Below are 16,283 nucleotides of genomic sequence, written 5' to 3' on the forward strand. Positions count from 1 at the left end.
TTGTATTTACGCCGTCTGCAAAATGGAATCCACCTGCTCCTGAATGCGTTCCAAGCCTACCCGTTCTACATAGCGCCAGTACTGCTCGCCTTCTTGGCGATCCTCTTTGTAGAGCGTAATCAGTTGAGCCAGGAAAGGACCCAGCTTATCTACCGTGATACGTGCATTCAGCTTGCGGTTGAACTGTGCCTCTTCCAAGGTACCGCCTACGTGGATGTCAAACGCCTCGACCATGCCAGCAGGCGTTTTGACCAATGCACCCTGCAAACCGATATCCGCAATTTGACGCTGGCCACAAGAGTTCGGGCAGCCAATCATATGAATGCGTAAAGGCGTATCCAGCGTCACGGCGTCATCCAAGTAGAGCGCCAGGGAACGCATCCGCTCTTTTGTCTCGACGATTGCCAGGTTGCAATACTCCGTACCCGTACAAGATACCGCATAGCCAACAAAGGTGTTCGGAGTCAGCTTGAAGCGATTGACGATGAGAGGCTCTGCCTGAAAAGCCGCCACCTTCTCTTGTGGAATGTTGCGGATCAGCACGTTTTGTGTGTTGCAGGTACCAATCGTACCATCCCCGTACTCATCTGCCAGACGCGCCAGCTCGATCAGCTCTGCTGCATTCATCCGTCCAACCGGAACGGAGAGACCTGCATAGTACAGCCCTTCCTGCTGCTGTTCGTGAATGCCGTAGAAATAGCCCCCATTCCAGCCCTTCAGCAGATCTTCGCCTTCGGTTTCCAGTTCACCGACGAGGTTGATCAGCTCTTCTTTAAATTTCTCTGCTCCCCAATCTGCGACGAGAAATTTCAGACGGGCATGGGTGCGCTTTTGACGATAACCGAAATCGCGGAACAAAGTCGTGACGCCTTCCGCTACTTTCACGACCTCTTCCGGTCGGCAAAAGACATCAAGCTTTTTTGCCAAATGCGGCTTGGCCGACAGCCCGCCTCCTACCCAAACATGGAAACCGATGACTTCCTCCCCGGCGATCGTCTTCTTCGCTGGTGTGAAAGCCAGATCGTTGATTTGCGCATGGGCGGCGTTGTGTATATTGGCGGAAATGGAAATTTTATATTTGCGAGGGAGGTTGGAAAACTCCCGATTCAACAGGAAAAATTTTTCGAGCTCAGCCACCAGGGGGCGTGTGTCCAGAACTTCATGGGGATCGATCCCAGCAAGCGGGTTGCCCATAATCTGACGCGGGCAGTCTCCACAAGCCTCGAAGGAGGAAAGACCTACAGATGCGAGACGCTCAAATATATCAGCCAGTGACTCGACGGTGAGCCAGTGAAACTGCACGGCTTGCCGCGTGGTTACATCGACCAGGTCACGCCCGTAATCTACTGCGATTTTCGCCAGGGCACGTGCCTGCTCGCTGTTCAGGATCCCACCGGGAATGCGCACACGCATCATGAAATGCCCGTCTTTGGGACGCTGCTGGTAGACGCCCGCCCATTTAAAGCGGTCCATGTCAGAAGATTCAATCGATTGGAAGCCTTCTTTGGAATACGTGTTGACGATCGTTTCAATGACGTCCAATCCGTCTTTCTCAAGCTTGGTGAATTCCATCTTGTTCAACGATGGATCATCTGCCCATTTCCACTGTTTTCTCTCTGCCATTCTCATACACTCCCCTTTGTGTGAAAAAGTCATTTCCTACTGCTGCGCGAACCGATTGACTGATCCACTCCGCCACCAAAGGATGCGGAAGATACGCACTTCCGTCATAGCGGTAACAGAGTCCATCCAGTTTTTGCGGGATCGCTTTGCGAGTGAAGTAACCCTGACTAACAAAAAGCGGTACGACGATGAGCTCCCCTTTGTCAGCCAACAAGCGGGCTTGTTCGCGCAACGTATCCGGGCGCAGCGTACCGTAACCGGCCCCCGCAAACAGAAACCTGTTTTGCAGACGCAGCGTCAGTCTTTGCAGCATCCTGTCCCATTTGGCCCCGCCCACGGCAGATTCGTTTCCGTGACCTACCAACAGCAGGGATTCGGCGCGCGGATTTCTGGCTAACGTCTGAATACGCGATGCGACAATCTTTTCCACCACCGGATGATCCTCCAACGGAGAGCACCACACGATTCTCGAGCGACCCTGGCGACAAGGGATTGACGCTGCCTCCGGATGCTCGTTGTCCATTCCCAGTAGCTCTCGAATTTCATTCACATGCGAGCTGCCTGCTGTGACAAAGAGCGGCACCGCGATAATTCGTTTCGCTCCAGTTCGCTCCAGACGCTCTCGCTCTTCCGGGATGCTGCGACCTTCTACGCCACCGAGAAAGGCTACTCGAACGGGCAAGTCGAGACGGCACTGACGAACTGCTGATTCAACCAATTCCAGCCAATCTGGATCAGGTGAACCGTGTGCAAGTAACAGAACCGCGGTTTCCCCCATTGAATTCTCCCCTATTCACCTTTATTAGATAAATCATATGCGGTTACTCGGAATTATAATTGCCTTTCCCTTCCTACGTCAATCAAAAATTGATATTTCTGCCTAATATAACTTCCTCTTCCTTGTATTTTACGTACCCTGGGAAAAGAAAAACCGCCAAGCAAACACTCAGCGGCTATCTTTGTTCTAATTCTCTTTTTTCCTGCAGCGACGGTATAACAAATCTACGGTCTCTTTCAATGACTCGTATTCTTCTTCCGTCAGTTCTTCCATCGTTTGAATATGTCCGATCACTTGCTTTTTCATTTCGTCGGTGACTCGATCCTGCTTCGCTCCCGCTCTGTGATCATGCAGCTGTGTCCAATGGGTAGCAAAATTGGCGGTGAGGGCGCCCAGCATCCCAATCCCTGTCAGCATCAGGATGGTCGCCATGATGCGTCCCCCTGGCGTAACAGGCGAAATGTCGCCGTACCCCACTGTCGTCGTCGTGACAACAGACCACCAGAGTGCATCCCCAAAGCTCGTGATTTTGTCGTTCACGCCGTATTCAAGCAGGTAGATCGCCAGTGAGCTCCACAGCATGATCATCGAGACGATGCCGAAGACGCGGCGCATAGAGCCGGACTGCACGACGCTCCACAAAAAGGGAGAAGCTTTCAAAATGCGAATCAGCCTCATGATCCGCATGAATCTGGCCAAATAAAAATAATGATCGAAAGGTATCATAGCTACAAGATCGAACCAGTTGCTGATGATAAATTTGCGCTTGTCCTTTGCCCTCCACAAGCGGACCAGGTACTCCACGATCAAAAACGTGATGAGTCCCACATCCACCTGATTCATCAGCTCATCTGTCAGCAGCGGGTGAACGGAAAAGTCTGCAGACAACAGGATTGCATAGGTAATGACAAGCATGATCACAAAGATTTCGTAAATCACACGCCAGAACAAACAGACTCCTCCCCCGGCCAAGCATCGTATGACTTACATTCGCTAGTAGCTGATGAGGGCAGCCATCAAAAGACCGGCTGCGATGCTCAACCGAGATGCAAAGATGCCAACAGATACGTTGCCATTCGGAATCTCCGAAACTACCTTAAAAGGTGTAATCCATTCAAAGAGGTAAAAGACCAGCACTTGAAATATCATGCCGACGATTCCCCAGATGACGAGATCCCACAAGCTCACGGAATGATAGACCGCCGAAGCGAGCACGATTGAAAGGCCGATGATCTTTCCGCCCAAATCGTGCGCGGCCGCTTTTGCCGCCGCCACTTTTTTCGGGTCATCCGTCTGGGAGCCGTTTTTGATCAGCTCGAACTCCTTATAGGGAGTCGTCCAGGTAAATACGAAAATGCCCAGGGCCAAAATCGGAAGTGTCACAACCAAATACGTAAAGAAATTCAATAAATAACCGAACTGCGAATCCATGACGTTTATCTCCCCCTCGCTATCCTTCTAGCCCTACCGGCAAATAGTAGGACATGTTATTCGTAATAGGTCCACCGACACGAGCGACGATAGCAGAAGCGTGCCCGCCAATCCAGAACGAGCCCCACAGCAGCCGCCCATCGTAGGGGCCACCCTCGGTCTTCACCGTGATCCTGGGAAGCTCTACCCGCTTCTGATAAATCATGGGCTGCTCCCAATAGCTGTCCTCCTGGTCTTTGTCCACGATTTCTCCCGCTGCATCAAAGAGAGTGACTCCCCCGCCCTCCCGTCCAAAAACAGGCTTGGTGACGTAGTCGGATTCTCCTAGAAAACGGTTTTCAAAATAGGTAGGAAGCATGTAGGTGGCGATCAAGTCCTGCTCGTCGCAATCGAAAAACTCCCCTTCCTCGTGCAGACTCCAGATGAGTGCCTGTAACGCTTTGGTCTGGATTAAAAAGGCACTTGGCGGGTTGATAATAGCGAGCTTTTGATCCGCGATCAGCGAGAGGACATGGGCACCTGTGGGATAGCCGTCTTCATCGCGCTCCTCTGCCAGCTTTTCCAGCGCATGCAGTCGATAAAGAAGATCGACAGGACGCAAATGATCACCATCCTGCGCATACAATCGATCGTTCCAGACACGCAGCTGCTCAAGGGCGGCGAACCTGGCAGAGAGCCCCGATCGACTGAGGAGATACTGGGTAGTCCCTTTGTCCTCCTCGTGCCAATCCAGTGAGCTGAACCAGATCTGCTCGGTGGAATATCCGTGCTTGCGATACGCCCGGAGCAGCTTTTTAAAGGCAGACGCGAAATGCGAATCCATGCCAGCGTTGGGGTTCTCATGCTGATAAAAGCGACAGGCTTGCCCGTTTACGTAAAACGCTTCTACAATACCCGTCGGCGTATCGCTGTTGCACTCCAGCATTTTCAAGCCTTCAGACGTCTGCGCAAAGTCGAAGCGTCCAATCACTGTTGGCATGTCAGGCAATACGGCTTTGCGAACAGCCTGCAGCGCCTGCTCCGGTACCCCCAAATCAAGCAGGAGAGTATCCTCTGCCTGCTGCAGCACCGGGACAACCTTTGTAAAGACAGCGCCTAATCCGCTCGTCGCCCGAGCCAGCTCGTCACGAAGCGTTCTCGAAATGAGATGAATATCCGCCAGCGCATACTCTTCTCCGTACATCCTGTCCCAGGTAAAAATGCCTTCCTCTCGCATCGGTCCGTATAACTGTTCCCGCTCTGATTGCGTCCATTTTTCCATCGTCATCCCTCATTACCCGGAGCTTGTGCCAGAGCTGCCAATTCCACCCTTGGAACTGCTGGAGCTGAACCCGGAGGAGCCACTGCTTACCCCGGTTGAGCTGCTTTTGTACTTGCTTGTGCCCGAGCGATAGTACGTAGACGAGCTTCCGCCGGAACGGCCGCCGTCGTCACAATATCCATCGTTATCGTCATCATAGCAATCATCATCATAATCTGACGACGAGGAGCATCCCGTGACGGTCAATGCAGCAGCCACGAACAAGCCGACCATCTTGGCTGTCTTGGTATGAGCCATCTTTTCTTCCTCCTACAACGTTGGCTGCGCATAATACACGTATACGCGCCGGTCTTCATCCACTTCGGTCGAAGTCTTTTCCCACTCCTGACCGTCGTGCATCAAATAATCGCTCTGCAGGTAGAGTAAGGCATCGTCATCATCCTTGCAATAGTAGGTATGCACCAGTGGATATGTCGTTGTCCCTTCCCGAAAATGCCTGAGCTCGATTAGTATGCTTCCCCAGCGAGCTGACGCTGTGTTCGCATAATCGACTGCCTGTTCCTCCGTCGAACGCTTGACATACACAACATAGCAGCTGGGCTCGACTGCGCAAGAGGTCTTCTCATACACAACGTGCCCTTTGACCAGATAATCGCAAGCAAATCGCAGGGAGACCTCATCCTTGTCAATTCGCTCATAATAGAACAGTAGCGGATAACCATTTGCTTCATCCAGCAATCGGTATTCCAAGCGTGCCATCTTTTTCACCTCAGCTTTCCATCTTACAGACAATCCAGTAATACGGATTAGGGAAATAATGGTTCCCAATTTTCCTGAATGAAAAAACCGGCAGTTCAGCAATCATCGAATTGCTGCTGCCGGATCTTGCCAAGAGCGATGGGCTGTCGTCTATTCCTCGATCAAGCCGCGAATGGTTTCATGCAAGTGTCCATTGCTCGCCAGCAAGGAGCGAAAGCCCTCTTGCGTAAACGGCTCGTGCTGATACGCGCTGCCTTTCCAGTCCGTGATGGTGGCTCCAGCTTCCTGTGCAATGACGATTCCGGCAGCGACATCCATGATCCCCGAACGCTGCATGACGACGTAGTCCAGCCAGCCGTTCGCCAGCAGGCACCAATCCAGCGCCGGAGCTACGTTGCGCAGCAGGCGCTTCGTGTTTATCATAAACGGCTTGGTGAAATCGAGCTCCTGTTCTTTTGTCACCGTGTTTCTTCCACGAATATAGGTTCCAACGGCCCGGGTCAAATCGGTCCGGTCATTGACGGACAGCCGCTTACCATTTAAATACGCGCCTTTTCCTTTCTCCGCCCAAAACATCTGACCTGCCACTGGGTTGTAGACAACGCCCAGTACGAGCTCCCCTTTGTGCTGCAAAGCAATCGACACTGAGAAATATGGAAAGCCAATAAAATAATTATTCGTCCCATCCAGCGGGTCTACGATCCATAAATACTCTTCTTCGCGGGATACCATGCCCACTTCTTCCGAGAAAATGGTATGGGTAGGAAAATGACCGTGAATCACCTCAATGATCCGCCGCTCGCTTTCTTTGTCCTCGGGCAATTTGACATCGTTGTGCAGCTCTTCATCTGGCACGAGCTGCTCCAAAAAACGTCCCTGAAGGTACTCCCCCGCTACTTTTGCTGCCTGCTTGGCAATTTCCAGCATGGACTCCATCTCCTTCTTTTCTCTTCCATTCCATTGTTTTCACTTGCACTGTGGTCTTGCACCTTACTATGATAGAGAGACACCCATTTCCGACTTACTGACTGGAGGGGAACAACCATGAACAGCGACTTTATCCGCCTAAAGAATATGGAAGGCGAGCTCAAATTCTCACAAATGAACACCAGCCTCGGTTGCTCCGTCACAAGCAAGGAACTGGTATTCTTCAAACCACACACGACATACCATTTATTCTTGCATGACATCGTGAGCATGGTCCCGGTCAAGCTGGACACGGCTCCCGTTTCCTTTCGCTATCAAAGCGAGACAATTCACTCCACCTTTGGCTCCGACTACTACAAGCTTGTCGTCAAATGGGCCCGCGTCATCTCTCGTTCGGGGATCGTCGAGAGGGAAAACATGGAGTTTATCGTGCCACTCTCATCCAAGCTGCTCGCGTATATTTCGCAATACAGTGGGCTTGTCACTATCCGGTGATTTGCTTGCAAGACCAACCGGAAAGCCTCTCACACGCTTTTGTGCGCAGAGGTTTTTTCCTGTTTTTTGTGCTGACTAACGCTTCAATACCATGAATGTTCCCGTTCCGTGCGCGACTCTTTTGTTTCGGTCATCATATACGCTGGCTTCCATTACGACCGATGTCTGTCCACGATGCAGGAAAGTCGCTTCGGCTCGCAGCGTTTCTCCCTTTCCCGGGCGCAGGTAGTTCATCTTCAGCTCGGTGGTCACAGCGTATTCTTCCGGCGACAGTGACCGATTGACGAGCGAGCCCATCACCGAATCAACGAGAGTAGCCAACAGACCGCCATGAACGGCTCCAGTCGAGTTGTGCATGAACACGGTGATCGGTATGTGAAAACGATACGTACGTTCATCCACAAGCTCCCCTTTCAAGCCGAGGAAGCCCGATATAAAAGAGCTGTTGCGCTCTCGCTTTTGGCGAATGGCTTGGAGGGCGAGTCTCAGTATTTCCTGCTCTTCCTCTCTGCCTTCCTCCCAGACATTTTTTAATTCTTCTATCATTTTGTTCACTCCAAGAAAAAATAATCGATTTCTTTATTGTAGCCCAATCCAGCCTAGAATTCTATTACGCGTAAGATAATCACGGGGTTTGACGATGTTGTACAAGTGCAACTCTGAGCAAATGTTCAGACTTTTACGGTTGTTTCTATTAATAGAAAAGTGTTAAGATAGTGCAAAACAAAAAGACAGGTTTCATCTATATGGAAGGGAGTTTTTCAATTGGCACGACAGCGTAGTGATATGATCAAAAAAGGTTTCGACCGCGCTCCTCACCGCAGCTTGCTGCGCGCAGCAGGTGTAAAGGAAGAGGATTTCGACAAACCGTTTATCGCCATCTGCAACTCTTACATCGACATCATTCCAGGTCACGTGCATCTCCAAGAATTCGGAAAAATCGTAAAAGAAGCGGTTCGTGCTGCTGGAATGGTTCCTTTTGAATTCAATACCATCGGTGTAGACGACGGAATCGCCATGGGTCACATCGGTATGCGCTACTCGCTGCCTAGCCGCGAGATCATCGCGGACAGCTTGGAAACCGTAGTAGCTGCTCACTGGTTCGACGGTATGATCTGTATCCCGAACTGTGACAAAATCACCCCTGGTATGATCATGGGTGCCCTGCGCGTCAACATCCCGACCGTATTCGTAACTGGCGGCCCGATGAAAGCAGGGAAAACCAGCGATGGACGCTCGATCTCCCTATCCTCCGTATTTGAAGGCGTAGGTGCCCACCAAGCCGGTCTGATCGACGACAAACAGCTTGAAGAGCTGGAGCAATACGGCTGCCCTACTTGCGGTTCCTGTTCCGGTATGTTCACTGCCAACTCGATGAACTGCCTCTTGGAAGCAATCGGTCTCGCTCTCCCAGGCAACGGTACCGTACTCGCCGTTTCTCCAGAGCGCAAAGAGCTGGTGAAATCCTCTGCTGAAAAATTGAAGCATCTGATCGAACAAGACATCAAGCCTCGTGACATCGTGACTCTCGAAGCGATTGACGACGCTTTTGCTCTGGACATGGCTATGGGCGGTTCTACCAATACCGTTCTCCATACCTTGGCCATCGCGCAAGAAGCTGGCTTTGAATACCCAATCGAACGCATCAACGAAGTAGCAAAACGCGTTCCCCATATTTGCAAGCTGGCTCCATCCTCTGACTACCACATCGAGGATTGCCATGAAGCAGGCGGCGTTTCTGCCGTACTGAAGGAAATCTCCCGCAAAGCAGGTGCGATCCACCCTGACCGCATCACCGTAACGGGTAAAACCTTGGCAGAAAATATCGCCGAAGCGGACATCAAAGACGACAAAGTCATCCGTCGTCTGGAAAACCCGTACAGCGAATCCGGCGGTCTGTCCGTTCTGTTCGGTAACCTGGCGGAGAAAGGCTCCATCATCAAAACCGGTGGCGTCGATCCTTCCATCAAACGCCATGAAGGTCCAGCGATCTGCTTCGACTCGCAGGAAGATGCCCTGGAAGGTATCGCTTCCGGCAAAATCAAATCCGGCCATGTCGTGGTCATCCGCTACGAAGGACCAAAAGGCGGTCCAGGTATGCCGGAAATGCTGGCACCTACCTCACAAATCGTGGGTATGGGACTGGGGAAAGAAGTGGCACTCGTCACGGACGGACGTTTCTCCGGCGCTTCCCGCGGAATCAGTATCGGTCACGTGTCCCCAGAAGCTGCTGAAGGCGGCCCTATCGCTTTCGTACAAGACGGCGACATCATCTCCATCGATCTGGAAGACCGCTCCATCCAGCTGCATGTAGACGAAGCTGAACTGGCTCGCCGTGCAGAAGGCTGGAAGGAGTTTGAACCAAAAGTGAAAACCGGTTACCTGGCTCGCTACTCCAAAATGGTAACCAACGCAAGTAACGGTGCTGTGCTGAAATTCTAGTTTCACACGAGGCCGCCGATACAAGTGGACAGGCAAAACCCCCTTACGCTGTGTAAGGGGGTTTTTGCTGGTTTTGACACCTCTCATCTCAATTGTGTTCGCCTCTGTTTTACTATTCAGACTTTATTAGGTAACCTTACTTGATGGAGTCGAGGGGCGTCCAATCGCTAGTTTGGATACCATCATCAAAACTTTCAATAGTGCGAGAGTATAAGAATGTCGATCTTGCCCAAAAAAGAGTAAAAACGACAGCCCCCTGACGCAGGCTGCCGTTCTTTATGTGTACTTCGTGAATGGGTGTTGGTTTTCACACTCATTCCCTTTCTATGTGTGCTTTAGATTTCCGTATAGATTTGAAAGGTCACGCCGAACTTGTCAGTTACATCACCAAAACCTGGACTAAACGGGGTCACTTCAAACGGCATATTTACTTGACCGTCTTGTCGTAAGGCTTCAAAAAAGCGTTTGGATTGTTCCACGTTATTACTTGAAATGCAAATGGCTACCTGCTTGCCCTGCGGAATTGACGAACCGCTTGGAGCATCCGAAAGCATGAGCTCTGTTTCGCCAACTCGCAACTTTGCGTGTGCGACGAGATTCTTTGCATCATTAGAGAAAGTATTCGGCATTTCCGGCATATCACCGTATGTAATAATTGAGAGGACTTCGGCACCAATTGCCTGTTCGTGAAATTCCTGAAAAAGTTGTTATTATAGTTTCAATCTTTCTAAAATGGATGTGATCCCATGTCACGAACCGAACTGGCACAGCAACGACTCGATAGCTACACCCATGATATGGACCAGCTGTTGCAAGCTGTTTTTTTTAGGAATGACTCTTTTACTTTTGTAGGCACTGTAGCAGTTAGTCCCCCCTGAGAGTGCCCACCCTGCCTCCGCCCTCATTTACATGCGACAAATATTCAAAGGCAGTTGTTCCATACACGCTTTTAAAGTGCTTATTTAAATGAGTGAGATCGACAAAGCCACATGCAGCTACCGCTGAATATACGTCCCTGTTTTTTTCAATCAACTGTTTTGCACGTTCGATCTTGCAATTCAGGAAGTATTGGTAGGGTGAAATCCCCGTGTGAGCCTTGAAGAATCGGATAAACTGAAACTTTGATAGTTGAAGCTCCTTGCCTATTTCGTCAAGCGAAAGGACCTTTTCCAGGTTGCTTTGAAGCATATCCTTTGCTTTTCTAATCAGAGGGAGATCTTTCTTGGGCTCTGGAGAAAGATTCGCTTGAACCAGACCATCTGCGAGCGATAGAAGTAATTCATTGCACAGCGCCTCGTCTTTTCCGCTAAATATGCCATGAGAAAGATTGAGGATTTTTTGTCTCAGTCTGGAATCATACACAATAGGGCTGGAAAAACGTACAATCTCTTTTTTCTCGACCATCTCTAACAGCAATTTGGGATCAATATACAGCATGACATAATCAAGACCTGTCTCATCATGTGCCATGCCGTCGTGCGCCTGCTCTGGATTAAAAAGCATGACGCCATTTTGATAGGATAACTGCAAGCAGCCATCCATGTTAAAATGTTGAATCCCTCGCAAGGTAACGCCGATTGCATACTCCTCGTGCGCGTGCCTTTTATACATAAAATCGGTCATACTGGCTGACAGCGCCGTGATACCAGCCGACTTTTTGTAGATAAATTTGTCCATCTCGTTCACCTCCTCACGAGCTTTCTTACATCCACATCACGATTGCAGCAAAACCTAAAAACAATGCCATGATGACATTTACGATCTTTTTATGCGCTTGTAAAAACTGCTTGAAGATCGTACCGAAGAGAACCCATGTCACAAATGCGAAAAATCCAATGAGCGTAATAGCAAAAGCACTCAATGCTACCGCAGGCATAGAGGTATCGAAGGGCAAAACATAGCTGGGAATAACAGTCATTGTAAACAAGATCACTTTCGGATTCACAAACTGCATGAAGAAGCCTGAAGCAAAGGTACCTGCCTGGTTTACAGTGGGTGATGCTGATGTGTCCATTTTGTAAATTTGATAGGCAAGATAGAACATGTAAATAGTTCCGATTATCTGCATGACGAGTAAAATTTTTGGAAGGAAAGTCAAAAGCATCGTATTTAGCATAGCAGAAACAGCAAGCAACAGACCAAAAGCAACCGTTGCTCCATACGTGTATTCCATTGCCTTTTTCGTCCCAAAGTTATTCACTGTGGATAGTATAACAATGTTCGTAGGTCCGGGTGTAAAAGTAACGATAAAACAGTATATCAGCAAAGATGTAAGATTCATGAGGAAAACTCCTTTCCCGTATTCTCATGAAATTTACATCGAAATGAAACTGACATATAGTACATTATTGCAGGGCGATCCACGTTCGCTGTTATAGAAAAGAGGCAGCCAGTCACAGGGTTGATCCCCGCTCCTGACTACCCCCTGTCACATGACACCGATTAGCCCAAAAATAAATAACTTCCCAAGCAAAAGAGAAGCAGGCACAAAAAACAGATCGCCGTAACGGTTAGATTCACTCTATCAAATCTGTAAAACAGTCCCACAACGAAACAGGAAAACCCGATAATCACGAGCAGTAGTGGAATGAGAATCCACCATGCATTGTCTATGAGAATGATGTTTCCACTAACCCATGTCATCGATCATCCCTCCAACAGTTACCCATAATTACCTCATATTACCACACATTCTTTGAAGACATGCTCCATGATTTATGGAGAAACAGGTCAGGAGTGCAGGGAGTGCTTCGAGCGGTAGATGGAACCAGTGGAAATAAGGATTCTTCGAGCTCATTTGTACAATCGCCATCCGATACCGCTCCCTTCTATTTGTTCCATCGTATTGGCGTGCTCCACACTTCATGCAAAGCGGAGCGAAACAGTGTATTCAGTTCCTCGGTAGCATCACGTCCGTGAGTTAGCAACGCAGCCAGGCTCTCCAGGTGCGAAAGCTTCTCTTGCACGTAAGTATGGATGACCGGGATTCTCGGCTCCACATCCAGCTCTTCTCCCTCCCGCTTGCGAGCCAGCAGCTCCAAAATGACCTGGTACAGCTCGCTATCCTGCGGGATCAAAGTCTCCACGAGCTTTGCAAACTCCATGGGCGGGGTACTGTCATACTTCCGCAACCATTCGCAAGCGAGAATGGGCCGCAAAACGTAGAAGTACTTTTTGACCCGAACCTGCTCTGCCCTGAGATAGTCACGCTCGTTGCCCTTTGCCATATTGAGATAATGGTACATACAGGACTTTGGCGAATAGGTGAAAGAAGAAAGGCTTCGCAGCTGCTCAGCAATACTGTACTTTTCCATGTAAGAGATCGGGGATTGCAGCCATTCCAGCAGAGGTGGATTGGACTTTCGAAAGAGCTGTAAAGCTTTTCTCAGATCCCAGCCGTTGATATCCAGCATGTTATGGATAGGTCGCTCGATGACATCACGCCGATCGTCGATGGACAAGTACCATTCCACCGGTCGTACGTAGACAAAGCGAACATCATAGTCACTATCCAATGAAGGAAACCCCCACGCCCTGCTCCCCGATTCACATGCGAACAGGATCTGGACGTTCTCTTCTTGTTCGATTTTTGCAAGCTCATGCAGGATGAGCGATTTGTATGGTGACATGCGAGTTTCCCCTCTCTGTAGGTATTTACAAGCTTGGTATTGCTCGATTTGTTACATCCATCTTCGCTGAAACAGCCCTGCCGGAACATGGCAAAAGTATTACGACAAGGAAGAAATTTGCCATTCGTTCATCCAGCCCTATACAATGGGGCGAGGGAATTTCATTTGAAGAAGGCGAGGAGATCAGATGGCCAGGGAGAGTTTTGATAAAGAAATTCAGTTCTTGCGCATGCTGGTCCTCACCAGTGGAGCTTACAGCAGACAGCAATTCGCCGATCGCTTGGGTATATCCGTCCACACGTTTGATAAAACAATCAAGCGGCTCAAAAATGTGATTCAGACTGTCCAAAAAGAGCCCGCTCCACGAGCTGACATCACGAATCTGCTCACATACAACTACTACGACTCGTCTGATCCCCTTCTCTTGTTTTTGTTTCGTGCCAAATCGGTAAAGGAGACAGAGAGCTATCGGCTGACCGCCCTTTTGTCAGCCTTGCAGGAACGTTCTCTGACAGCGACAGAGCTGCTCGATTATTTGCCTGCCGAAATGCCCCTCTCCGACGAGAAAACCATTCGCTCCGACTTGAAATATTTGGAGGAAATCGGGGTCATTGGCCGAGCAGCTGGCGGGAGGCCCTACCGTTACCACCTCCGAAATGAACTGCTTACTGCCCTGACTGATGATGAGCTTGCCGACCTGTACGATTTTGTGGACGTCATGGCGAACACGCAAATCCCATCCGTTCAAGGGTATTTGCTTCGCGATCACATCAAAAAAGCTCGCATTCAGAGAAACAGCTTTACCGAGCGGTTCCTTTACAAATATCACTATCACTCACGAATTCTGGACGAAGCTCATCTCTACTCGCTCTTCCACGCGATTCGGCACCGGAAAAAGATCCGGTTTCGCTACTTTTCACCGAAGGCACGCGTCAGCTACGCTTCGAAAAATACCAATCCCCTATTCGAGAGAGAAACGGCAGGGAAAGAGGTGCTCGTCCTTCCTCTGAAAGTCATTTATGACCATCACTACGGAAGGTGGTACTTACTAGGGAACGCTCCACGGCTAGGAATTGTAAAGTTTCGGGTGGAAGGTCTCACCCAGCTGGAAGAGGCAGAATCCGTGTCCGAGCGGGAATTTGCCAGCAAGCTGCAGCAGCTCGAGGAAAAAATACGCAACAGCTGGCTTGTGGATACCGGCGCTCCGGTAACTGTAAAAGCTCGGTTTTACAATCCGACCGATACCAGATCCAACTTCATCAAGGAACGGGTCCTGCTGCAGGGGCAATGGGGATCGATTACAGAAGAAGACGTTGACTCGTTCCTCTATGAAATCACGGTGAATGGAACGACCGAAATGAAGCCGTGGCTGAGAAGCTTTGGTTCGAGCTGCGAGGTATTGTCGCCTGCTTACCTGCGGAGAGAGCTAATTGCGGAATGGAAGGAGATTCGATCCTACTATGAATCCTTTCGAGAAAATCTTTAACTATCAGGTCATTTCACATCTGGAAGAATCGGGAACCATTCCCCTCACCTCCCACGAACGAGCCTGGTTGAAAAGGATGCTTGCCCATCCTGCTGCATCGGAAGCATTGACCCCGGCAACCCTGCAAAAATTAAACGACCTGCTAGCGCCTACTCCATCGTGAAAAAAGAATGGTATTTGCTTTGGTATGATTTGCGGAACCGTACGTTAAAAGCAACACGACTCTCACATATCCGCTCGGTTCAAGAAGAGACGCTGATGGATCGAGAATACAAGGATGCCTCTATCACGATAGAAGCCATTCTTGAATCAAGGAAAGAGCAGGCCGTCCTGGAAGTCATCCCCCTTTACAACGGAGAGCTATCCAGGATCCTGTACGCTTTTTCCTGTTTCAATAAAGAAGTGACGTATAATGAGGAGAGAGATGCATACCGGATCACGCTAAGCTTCCTCATGGACGACCGCGAATACATCTTGTCCAAAATCCGTTTTCTCGGGAAACGCATGAAAGTGGTAGAAGGCAAGGTACTGCAGCAGAGGATGTGGGAAACGTCTGCGAAGGCGCTTGCGAGATACGGAATTACTAGCGAAGAATAACGGAGGCAGAAATGAAATACGAAGTCATTTTGTTCGACGTAGACGACACCTTATTCGATTTTGGTATGACCGAAAGAGAAGCCCTGCAAAAGACATTTCAAGCCTACAATCTCACTCACAGCTTGGATGAATACTTACCCGCCTACAAAGAAATCAGCAGCGTACTCTGGCGAGAGCTGGAACAAGGCCATACGACGCTTGCCGAGCTCGGCGGCGAGAGGTTCAAGCGATTGTTTGCAGCTATTGGCCTTCCCATCGACGCTTCTGCCTTTAACCAAGACTACCTCGTAAACTTAGGAAAAGAGGTTCACCTGACAAACGGCGCAATCGAGCTGTGTAGTCAGCTGTCCGATTATCGCCTGGTCATTATCACCAACGGCTTTGACGCGGTACAAAAAGCCCGGATCGGCGGCTCTCCCTTGTGCAATGCCTTTGAGTGTCTGGTCACGTCAGAAGCAGCCGGATGCCAAAAGCCGGACAAAGGAATTTTTGATTATGTATTCAAGCAGCTGGAAATAACCGATAAATCCAAAGTGCTGATTGTCGGTGACTCCCTGACTTCCGATATACAAGGCGGTATCAACTATGGAATCGATACCTGCTGGTTTAATCCGCATCGCAAAGAAAACAAACTCGGTATCAAACCGACCTACGAAATTCACGAGCTGATGGAGCTCTTGACCTGCCTGTAAAAAGAACCTGCCGTAAGAAAACCTCTATCGAGGCCTGTTCGAGGAGGAGCGACCGCGTTTTAGCGGAAAGTTTTACCGAAGGAATGCCAGAAGCGGACGCTGAGGCACTTCGCCATGCGCTCCGGAATTCATAAGCATTACGCTTATAAATTCCTATACGTTC

At 49.7% G+C, this 16,283-nt stretch carries 16 protein-coding genes and 2 pseudogenes; 5 read left to right on the forward strand and 13 right to left on the reverse strand.

Translation table 11 applies throughout. From position 1 onward, the window contains the following. Positions 1 to 6: 6 nt before the first annotated feature. The 8 genes from ACLIN2_RS21735 to ACLIN2_RS21770 all read right to left on the reverse strand — a co-directional run bounded on the left by ACLIN2_RS21735 (position 7) and on the right by ACLIN2_RS21770 (position 6,779). A complete protein-coding gene (locus tag ACLIN2_RS21735) occupies positions 7 to 1,623 on the reverse strand; it encodes a nitrite/sulfite reductase (protein WP_092268636.1) in 1,617 nt (538 codons plus the stop codon). Beyond that, positions 1,589 to 2,401 carry a sirohydrochlorin chelatase gene (locus ACLIN2_RS21740; RefSeq protein ID WP_092268634.1) on the reverse strand — a complete coding sequence of 271 codons (813 nt, stop codon included), beginning with the start codon at positions 2,399 to 2,401 and terminating at the stop codon, positions 1,589 to 1,591. Before ACLIN2_RS21740 ends, ACLIN2_RS21735 begins: the two co-directional genes overlap by 35 nt. 186 nt (positions 2,402 to 2,587) lie before the next feature. After that, positions 2,588 to 3,352, reverse strand: coding sequence for a potassium channel family protein (locus tag ACLIN2_RS21745; protein WP_411502104.1), 765 nt, complete (start codon positions 3,350 to 3,352; stop codon positions 2,588 to 2,590). A gap of 42 nt (positions 3,353 to 3,394) precedes the next feature. Further along, the gene (locus ACLIN2_RS21750; protein ID WP_411502105.1) at positions 3,395 to 3,832 is read right to left on the reverse strand and encodes a DUF350 domain-containing protein; all 438 of its coding nucleotides are present in this window, start codon (positions 3,830 to 3,832) and stop codon (positions 3,395 to 3,397) included. A 19-nt stretch (positions 3,833 to 3,851) separates the two neighbouring features. Continuing rightward, complete coding sequence (locus ACLIN2_RS21755; RefSeq protein ID WP_411502106.1) at positions 3,852 to 5,093, reverse strand: glutathionylspermidine synthase family protein; 1,242 nt, start codon at positions 5,091 to 5,093, stop codon at positions 3,852 to 3,854. A 12-nt stretch (positions 5,094 to 5,105) separates the two neighbouring features. Beyond that, the gene (locus ACLIN2_RS21760) at positions 5,106 to 5,390 is read right to left on the reverse strand and encodes a hypothetical protein (protein WP_092268626.1); all 285 of its coding nucleotides are present in this window, start codon (positions 5,388 to 5,390) and stop codon (positions 5,106 to 5,108) included. 12 nt (positions 5,391 to 5,402) lie between these two features. Further along, a complete protein-coding gene (locus tag ACLIN2_RS21765; RefSeq protein WP_411502107.1) occupies positions 5,403 to 5,852 on the reverse strand; it encodes a hypothetical protein in 450 nt (149 codons plus the stop codon). Between the two features lie 150 nt (positions 5,853 to 6,002). After that, positions 6,003 to 6,779, reverse strand: coding sequence for an inositol monophosphatase family protein (locus ACLIN2_RS21770; RefSeq protein ID WP_092268624.1), 777 nt, complete (start codon positions 6,777 to 6,779; stop codon positions 6,003 to 6,005). Positions 6,780 to 6,896: 117 nt separating this feature from the next. Here ACLIN2_RS21770 and ACLIN2_RS21775 point away from each other — a divergent pair, with 117 nt between their 5' ends. Next, positions 6,897 to 7,274 (forward strand): hypothetical protein, encoded by a 378-nt coding sequence (locus ACLIN2_RS21775; RefSeq protein ID WP_411502108.1) that lies wholly within the window; start codon positions 6,897 to 6,899, stop codon positions 7,272 to 7,274. Positions 7,275 to 7,349: 75 nt separating this feature from the next. On the opposite strand, the gene ACLIN2_RS21780 is transcribed toward ACLIN2_RS21775, so the two are convergent. After that, the gene (locus tag ACLIN2_RS21780; RefSeq protein WP_411502109.1) at positions 7,350 to 7,820 is read right to left on the reverse strand and encodes a PaaI family thioesterase; all 471 of its coding nucleotides are present in this window, start codon (positions 7,818 to 7,820) and stop codon (positions 7,350 to 7,352) included. A gap of 219 nt (positions 7,821 to 8,039) precedes the next feature. On the opposite strand from ACLIN2_RS21780, the gene ilvD reads away from it, so the two are divergent. Continuing rightward, positions 8,040 to 9,716 (forward strand): dihydroxy-acid dehydratase, encoded by a 1,677-nt coding sequence (gene ilvD / locus ACLIN2_RS21785; RefSeq protein ID WP_400585258.1) that lies wholly within the window; start codon positions 8,040 to 8,042, stop codon positions 9,714 to 9,716. 335 nt (positions 9,717 to 10,051) lie between these two features. Here the strand turns inward: ilvD and ACLIN2_RS21790 are convergent. The 4 genes and pseudogenes from ACLIN2_RS21790 to ACLIN2_RS21805 all read right to left on the reverse strand — a co-directional run. Beyond that, positions 10,052 to 10,411, reverse strand: a pseudogene (locus tag ACLIN2_RS21790) (VOC family protein); the annotation flags it as partial. Positions 10,412 to 10,580: 169 nt separating this feature from the next. Continuing rightward, entirely contained in the window at positions 10,581 to 11,393 is an 813-nt protein-coding gene (locus ACLIN2_RS21795) for an AraC family transcriptional regulator (RefSeq protein WP_310228378.1), read from the reverse strand. A gap of 25 nt (positions 11,394 to 11,418) precedes the next feature. Beyond that, on the reverse strand, positions 11,419 to 11,997 hold the full coding sequence (locus ACLIN2_RS21800; protein ID WP_122960619.1) for a LysE family translocator: 579 nt from the start codon (positions 11,995 to 11,997) through the stop codon (positions 11,419 to 11,421). 547 nt (positions 11,998 to 12,544) lie between these two features. Continuing rightward, positions 12,545 to 13,345 carry a nucleotidyltransferase domain-containing protein gene (locus tag ACLIN2_RS21805; protein ID WP_411502110.1) on the reverse strand — a complete coding sequence of 267 codons (801 nt, stop codon included), beginning with the start codon at positions 13,343 to 13,345 and terminating at the stop codon, positions 12,545 to 12,547. A 187-nt stretch (positions 13,346 to 13,532) separates the two neighbouring features. Between ACLIN2_RS21805 and ACLIN2_RS21810 the strand changes: the two genes are divergently transcribed. The 3 genes and pseudogenes from ACLIN2_RS21810 (at position 13,533) to ACLIN2_RS21820 (ending at position 16,120) form a co-directional block, all read left to right on the forward strand. Further along, positions 13,533 to 14,831: a helix-turn-helix transcriptional regulator gene (locus ACLIN2_RS21810; protein ID WP_411502111.1), complete on the forward strand. Its 1,299-nt coding sequence runs from the start codon at positions 13,533 to 13,535 to the stop codon at positions 14,829 to 14,831. Continuing rightward, positions 14,806 to 15,428: pseudogene (locus ACLIN2_RS21815) on the forward strand (WYL domain-containing protein). The gene ACLIN2_RS21810 and the pseudogene ACLIN2_RS21815 overlap by 26 nt, the downstream one beginning before the upstream one ends. A gap of 11 nt (positions 15,429 to 15,439) precedes the next feature. Further along, entirely contained in the window at positions 15,440 to 16,120 is a 681-nt protein-coding gene (locus tag ACLIN2_RS21820; protein ID WP_411502112.1) for a YjjG family noncanonical pyrimidine nucleotidase, read from the forward strand. The last annotated feature ends 163 nt before the right edge of the window (positions 16,121 to 16,283 follow it).

The sequence above is a fragment of the Brevibacillus centrosporus genome, from assembly GCF_046622605.1.
Lineage (GTDB): Bacteria > Bacillota > Bacilli > Brevibacillales > Brevibacillaceae > Brevibacillus > Brevibacillus centrosporus.

Bases quoted from the DNA above. Each gene is read 5' to 3' on its own strand.
- ACLIN2_RS21735 (WP_092268636.1), bottom strand. From the start codon at position 1,623: ATGGCAGAGAGAAAACAGTGGAAATGGGCAGATGATCCATCGTTGAAC.
- ACLIN2_RS21740 (WP_092268634.1), bottom strand. From the start codon at position 2,401: ATGGGGGAAACCGCGGTTCTGTTACTTGCACACGGTTCACCTGATCCA.
- ACLIN2_RS21750 (WP_411502105.1), bottom strand. From the start codon at position 3,832: ATGGATTCGCAGTTCGGTTATTTATTGAATTTCTTTACGTATTTGGTT.
- ACLIN2_RS21755 (WP_411502106.1), bottom strand. From the start codon at position 5,093: ATGGAAAAATGGACGCAATCAGAGCGGGAACAGTTATACGGACCGATG.
- ACLIN2_RS21760 (WP_092268626.1), bottom strand. From the start codon at position 5,390: ATGGCTCATACCAAGACAGCCAAGATGGTCGGCTTGTTCGTGGCTGCT.
- ACLIN2_RS21765 (WP_411502107.1), bottom strand. From the start codon at position 5,852: ATGGCACGCTTGGAATACCGATTGCTGGATGAAGCAAATGGTTATCCG.
- ACLIN2_RS21770 (WP_092268624.1), bottom strand. From the start codon at position 6,779: ATGCTGGAAATTGCCAAGCAGGCAGCAAAAGTAGCGGGGGAGTACCTT.
- ACLIN2_RS21775 (WP_411502108.1), top strand. From the start codon at position 6,897: ATGAACAGCGACTTTATCCGCCTAAAGAATATGGAAGGCGAGCTCAAA.
- ACLIN2_RS21780 (WP_411502109.1), bottom strand. From the start codon at position 7,820: ATGATAGAAGAATTAAAAAATGTCTGGGAGGAAGGCAGAGAGGAAGAG.
- ACLIN2_RS21795 (WP_310228378.1), bottom strand. From the start codon at position 11,393: ATGGACAAATTTATCTACAAAAAGTCGGCTGGTATCACGGCGCTGTCA.
- ACLIN2_RS21800 (WP_122960619.1), bottom strand. From the start codon at position 11,997: ATGAATCTTACATCTTTGCTGATATACTGTTTTATCGTTACTTTTACA.
- ACLIN2_RS21805 (WP_411502110.1), bottom strand. From the start codon at position 13,345: ATGTCACCATACAAATCGCTCATCCTGCATGAGCTTGCAAAAATCGAA.
- ACLIN2_RS21810 (WP_411502111.1), top strand. From the start codon at position 13,533: ATGGCCAGGGAGAGTTTTGATAAAGAAATTCAGTTCTTGCGCATGCTG.
- ACLIN2_RS21820 (WP_411502112.1), top strand. From the start codon at position 15,440: ATGAAATACGAAGTCATTTTGTTCGACGTAGACGACACCTTATTCGAT.